Annotated in this window: 6 protein-coding genes; all 6 read right to left on the bottom strand. The window is 30.5% G+C overall.

The genetic code is table 11. The features are described from left to right. Positions 1-927, bottom strand: a 927-nt coding sequence (locus ABV008_RS07095) for an AAA family ATPase (protein ID WP_352419122.1), incomplete at its 3' end; no start/stop codon positions are given. Further along, entirely contained in the window at positions 924-2,027 is a 1,104-nt protein-coding gene (locus tag ABV008_RS07090) for a metallophosphoesterase family protein (protein WP_352419121.1), read from the bottom strand. The genes ABV008_RS07095 and ABV008_RS07090, both read right to left, overlap by 4 nt. A 218-nt stretch (positions 2,028-2,245) precedes the next feature. Further along, complete coding sequence (locus ABV008_RS07085) at positions 2,246-2,404, bottom strand: hypothetical protein (RefSeq protein ID WP_352419120.1); 159 nt, start codon at positions 2,402-2,404, stop codon at positions 2,246-2,248. 191 nt (positions 2,405-2,595) lie between these two features. Beyond that, the gene (locus ABV008_RS07080) at positions 2,596-3,366 is read right to left on the bottom strand and encodes a hypothetical protein (RefSeq protein ID WP_352419119.1); all 771 of its coding nucleotides are present in this window, start codon (positions 3,364-3,366) and stop codon (positions 2,596-2,598) included. Between the two features lie 202 nt (positions 3,367-3,568). Further along, the gene (splB, locus tag ABV008_RS07075) at positions 3,569-4,591 is read right to left on the bottom strand and encodes a spore photoproduct lyase (RefSeq protein WP_352419118.1); all 1,023 of its coding nucleotides are present in this window, start codon (positions 4,589-4,591) and stop codon (positions 3,569-3,571) included. Between the two features lie 276 nt (positions 4,592-4,867). Next, entirely contained in the window at positions 4,868-6,070 is a 1,203-nt protein-coding gene (locus ABV008_RS07070; RefSeq protein WP_352419117.1) for a 4Fe-4S binding protein, read from the bottom strand. Positions 6,071-6,082 lie beyond the last annotated feature (12 nt).

Genomic DNA, 6,082 nt, shown 5'->3' with positions numbered 1-6,082 from the left:
TGTCTTAATCTCATGTTGGTATTTTATAACTTCTGTATAGTCATCGTAGCTTAATATATCATATTTTTTTAGCTCTTCTACTTGTTTTTTTAATATATTAATTTCCCCCGAAAGATTCATGCATTCATTATATTTTTCTCTAGCTTGTATAGCCTCAAGTAGATTAATCTTACTTTCAATCTCAATTTTCTGTTCACTTAATTCTCTAATTCTATCAGAAAGAGAATTGACTTTCTCCTGGTATTCCTTTACCTCTATTGAAACAGCCAATGCCTTTTTTCTCTCATTTTGCAATTGATCTATTTGTTCAACAACTTTTCCAAGAGGTGAAGATTTAGTTCTTTTTTCTGTTCCTATATGGTTTATCTTCTCGTCAAGCTTTTCTAGTACTTTTTTTATAGAAATATCTTCATCAAGACTTCCACCTAAGTTTATTAGACTATCCTTCACTTCTTTTGCCAAGACATTCTCAGCTTTACTTTTTAGCTGGCCAATCGATATTGTGTTATTGAATACAGTACTGTTTAAGCCCATATGAATAGACATGGGTTGGTAAAGTCTAGTCACATTGTCATACTCAAAAAGGTGACTAATATCCTCACCTGTTTTATCGTCTATTATTTTAACTTCATCATTACCCTTTAAAAAATTTCTTTCTATTCTGTATATATCATCTTCTATCTTATATTTTAGCACGCCACTGTAGTCTGTATAATCCCAGGGTAAGAACCTATCATAATCATCAGAATATATCTTTCTTTTTATATATGGCTTGAAAAAACCAAAAAGCATTCCTTCAATAAATTTGTGAATAGTAGTCTTTCCCGCTTCGTTATCTCCATATATAATATTAAAGCCATTCTCTAGGTTAACAGATTTGTTTTTAAACTTTCCAAAAGAGGTCAATAAAAGCTCTTTGATAATCATCTTTTCACCTTCTCGCTTAGTAATACTTCTAGTCCATAATATAGTGCATTTCTTACTATTTCTTCGTCTAATCCTTTCTTCTCCATTTCTTTTATGAAAAGGCCTATAATATTATTAGAGTTTTCTTGATAAATCTTATCTAAATCATAATCTGGAGTAGTTTTATCAATTATATCTATATAGTAAAATTCGTTTATAAGATATTCTTTTATGTCTTTTACATCAATGTTAATATGGCTGTCCCTTGTGCCTAAAATAATAACTCTATATAAATTCATCATTCTATTTTCTTTATTATCAATAGACTTAATTGAATCTATTATTTCATTATAGCTCATATTATCTTTAATGGTGATTTCCTTAATTATGAATTCTCTTTTAGCAAATGGTTTAAAGCTCATTTTAGTTTCATCACTAGAAATAATACCTTCAATAATTCCATGGCTGCCTGTCTCACCAAAATCAAGAGGTTCAGGGCTGCCACAGTAGGAGATATTATCACTGATAAATTGATGTTTATGAATGTGCCCCAATGCAATATAATTGAACCTACTGTTAATTAAAGAATTTTTATCCATAGGTAGATATTCTGAATCCTTACTTAAAGCATCGCCATGGACAAGAAGAATATTTGTTTTGCTTGTGTCTTCTACCTTAATCCCATCTAATAGACTATCACGCTCTAATTTTTTGTCCCAGCTAAGTCCCCATATTACCACATTTATATCATTCAATTCAATATTTGATATACAATTTGGTTCAAAAATATGAACATTATCTCCCCATTTTATTAATTTATATAAAGACCTTTTCCCAAGAGTATCATGATTTCCTGCTGAAATAACTACTTTTGTATCACTAATTTCTCTAAACTTATTATCTATTCTCTTAACATCTGCTATAGAGCAGTATTCATCTTCAAATAAGTCTCCTGCTATTAAGAGAATTTGTGTCTTTGTCTCTTTGCATCTATCTATTATTCTATTAAAAGTTTCCCACAGTTCAAGCCTTCGTGTATTGGCTTGTTTTTTGTCAAAGCTTGCATTTTTAAACTCCATGCCCAGATGAAGATCTCCTGTGTGAATACATCTTATTTCCATATTTACACCTCCGAAACTGTAAAAACACATGTTTGCTTAGTGTTTTAGTGTTCATCCACTATGCTGTTTTTTACATAGAACATATATTCGATATGAGCTATTAAAATTCCTTTATATTATTAAAATAAATCTTAAAAATCAAGAAAACCAAGGTATCTATCATCTGAATTTATGGTATGACAAATGCTAATATAAAAAGAGCTTCAATATTGAAGCTCTCAAAATCCTGCTGTAACTACAAATTTCTCTCCGGACCAATCATTTGTATAATCAATCTCTAAATAGGATACATCCTTTTCTACTTCTTTATTTATTATAAATTGAAATCCTTCCATCTTATAAATATTATCGTTATCATTAGGCTCATCCTGAACCATTTCGTATATAATGCCTGCTCAAGTCCTTGTTTTAGGCTTAATTCTTAGTTTTTTCCCTTGATCGTTTTTAACTAATTGTTCTTTGGCTAATTCAGTTATTATAAATTCCATATATTTCCCTCATCCCCTCGAATAAAAAATAAATTTAGAATTTATATTAGTATAAACTAAACTGGAAGTATATTGCACTACTATATTGTCCATTGATTATTAATGATACCTACTAGTTTCCAACTATCTTCATATTGCTCAAATACCAAGCGAAGACTTCTCCAATCCATGCCTGCAAAATCTGAGTTAAATCCTGAAAAGTAGTATTCTACTACAATAGCATTCTCATAAACTTCAAACTGATTCTCTAGCATATTTCCACTGCTTAGTACTTCATTGTATCCAATCTTTTCAGCATTTACAAAGTCTTCAGAGTATATGAACTTTTCATAATACTCACTCGGTGTTAATTTAATTTCATCTCCTATGCCGTCATAATGTCCCCATAGGTAAAGTTCTTTATCATTAAAGAAATTCTTTATCTTTTCTTTATTAAATACAGCATCACTCTCTAATGAAACATAAGTATAAGGAGTAAATCTTACACCTTTAACTGGATGAATAAGGTCTGAAATTGTTTCTGCATCTTTAGCACTTATTGCATTAATTAGCTTATCTGCTGTTTCCTCAATTATTTTCTTTGCAATTTCAGGTTTTATGATACCCTCTTCTGTTAGTTCATATGTGTCATCTTCATGTTCGATAGATCCTTCTTCATTACTTTCCTTATCTAAAACCTCATCACCATTTATATCCTTAATAGAAAGTGGACTTTTATTATTTAATTCTTTACCAAATATTTTCTCTTTCAATGCAGGTTGTTCATTTATGAGTTTTATAGCTGTTGGAATTATCACTACTACACATAAAGCTCCTATAACAATTACTTTTCTAATTTTATTGCTTTTCAAGAAATCACATCCCTCAAGTATTATCATCATCCTATACTTTAAGACGATAATAAATATAATTTGTTCCGTTAGGAAAATATTACCTTGTGTTTATCAAGGCTATAATAGAGATTAGTATTATTTCATAGACAAACCATTGGACAAAATTAGAATCAGCTTTATCTTTCATAGCTCAATCAGCTCAAGTATTTCTTAAAGTTTATCAAATAATATACTTGACCTCTTTATTACTAAATAACTCTTCTATCTCTTTAGTAAAGAATTTTTTTATGTCAGCTATAGTTTCTTTTGGATATATGTATTTTCCGTATCCAAATTGTCCATATTTAAATGTACGTTCTTCGTCACTCATTGGAAGTTTATTTTCAGGAAATATTTCATTTATCCTATTTTTAGCTACTGCAGTATAGCGATGAGAAATGACTTCAAAAGTTACTGGAAACTTTAAATCATCTGGAAGCCTATTCTTTAGTTTAACTAATAAATTATGATACTCTTCTTTCCAATTAGGATAAATAAATAACGGTGCAACTAAGAAACCTGTTGGATACCCTGCTTGGGCTACCTTAATACTTGCTTCTATTCTTTTTTCACTAGAAGCTGTAAAGTGTTCATACTGATTTATGATCGATGGAGTGTTGATGCTAAACCTTATTTCTGTGTGACCATTGTGTCCTAAGTTAAGCAATGAATCTACATCATTGTATTTTGTAACAAATCTAAATCTAGCGTCTTTTCTACATCCAAAGAATTCAATAGCTTTCTTTAGAGAATTAGTATAAGGCTCTACTGGTACTGGGTCAGATGTTGCAGATCCCTCAAATATAGTTATATCAGGTAGTCTTTCATCTATATATTTCTGAGCTTGATTCAGAATATCATCTACATTAACATGAACTTTTATAAAAGGTTTGTCTCCTAACCTAGTATTTAAATAGCAATACTCGCATCGTCCCATACACCCTGATACTAAAGGAAGTTGATAATGCGCTGAAGGTTTACATGTCTGAAACTTTAAGCCCTTCTTGATACCAACTATTAGTGTCCTCTTTCCTTCTCTGTATTGAGAAAACAAATCCTCTCCTGGAATGTGCTCCCTATATTTATTTGATGTTAAATTAACTATTTCAATATTATCCTTATCCTTAAATTTTAAATATATCTCCTTACCCATTTCATATTTTAATACATTTTTCTCAAATATAATACGTTTAGGTATGAACATGCTCTTATCTAATAAAAGTCATCACAAGCTAGCTGATTTTATTAGATTCTCACCTCTCTATTTTTTATTAATTAGTATTTGCTGAGACTAATAGAATATGCACTAGTAACTCCAAAATATAGAGATAAAGTAATATTTGATTTTCCTTTTAATTTAGATGGTTATGTTGAGCATATTCTCTAATATCAGATATAAAAAATAATTAAATCAATAGATAAGATATCAGTAAATATGGAAAACGTATATCTTTATAGTAATTATAAGCCAAGTATGAACCTATTTGTCATATGCTTTTCTTATGGCATTCTCTATACTCTGAGTTAGTCCTCTACTTGTCTTAGTTGCTCCGCTTATAGCGTCTACACTAAGTCTTTGCCTGTTTATTATCTCCCTAGGTAATATCATAAAAACCTCGTCGTACCATCCTTTACTTTCTGAATGATCTATTATCTCGATTTCTATAATTTTACCATCAGATATCCTTACCTCTGTAATAATTTTTCCAGCAAAGCCTTTAGCTTCTCCTTCATAAATACCGTCTCTTAAGGGTTTTAAGAGAATATCCTCGGTGCTAGCCTGTATACCTAGTACCTTTGGTGCCCCAAGCAATATGCTGAAAAATACCGAAATCATCAGGGTAATATATGCATATTTTTTTAACTTAGCTTTGCCAAAATTAATACTAGTTCTAATCTCTTTACTAACTTTACAGTTCTCTACGCACTTCAAGCACCTTATACACTCAGGTGATACTGCAGTGCTATCAGAAGAAAACTGTAATCCTACAGAACAAGTGTCTAAACATTTATTGCAGCTTGTACAAACATTACTATGTTTTATATTTAAAATGCTAATGGAACTAAATAGAGATTGGACCGCCCCTAATGGACATAAATATCTACAAAACATTCTAGAAATAAATACCGAAACAACTAGTATCCCAATTAAAACCATAAATCCAATTTTCATCTCTTCCCATGTTGAACCCATATTATGTAGATTTAGTAAAGCTCTCCAAGGCGATAATTCTGCAAATACTGATCCATATCCAAAGATAGAGCTCAGCAAAATTAACAGTAATAAAGGGTACTTTATAAATGACAAACTCATTCTTTTTATTTTCATATCACAATTATTATTAATTTTTAATTTACTACCAATCCATGAAGTGAAGTCCTGGAGTGCTCCTACAGGACAAATCCATCCACAGAAAAACCTTCCACCAATAATTGCCATAACTATTATTGCAATAGTTAATGCTACACTCCTGCTAATCCCCTCAAATACATGGCTACTATCTGTAGCAAAGCTATGAAGAACACTCCAACCTCCGTAAGGATTCATGTCTCCTATACTAAGTATTTTAAAATCAATTTTCCCCTCAATATATAGATTGTAAATAGTTACAATACCTACAAGGCTGGCAAAGATTAATATCTGTACTATAGTTCTTGAATTTTTAATTTTAATTTTCTTCATATCAGAGCATCA

This window comes from Proteiniborus sp., assembly GCF_040308045.1.
In the GTDB taxonomy this organism is placed as follows: domain Bacteria; phylum Bacillota; class Clostridia; order Tissierellales; family Proteiniboraceae; genus Proteiniborus.
Note: the sequence above shows the minus strand (reverse complement) of the source record. Positions and strands in the feature narration are given on the sequence as shown.

Bases quoted from the DNA above. Each gene is read 5' to 3' on its own strand.
- ABV008_RS07090 (WP_352419121.1), bottom strand. From the start codon at position 2,027: ATGGAAATAAGATGTATTCACACAGGAGATCTTCATCTGGGCATGGAG.
- ABV008_RS07085 (WP_352419120.1), bottom strand. From the start codon at position 2,404: ATGGTTCAGGATGAGCCTAATGATAACGATAATATTTATAAGATGGAA.
- splB (WP_352419118.1), bottom strand. From the start codon at position 4,591: ATGTTCATACCTAAACGTATTATATTTGAGAAAAATGTATTAAAATAT.
- ABV008_RS07070 (WP_352419117.1), bottom strand. From the start codon at position 6,070: ATGAAGAAAATTAAAATTAAAAATTCAAGAACTATAGTACAGATATTA.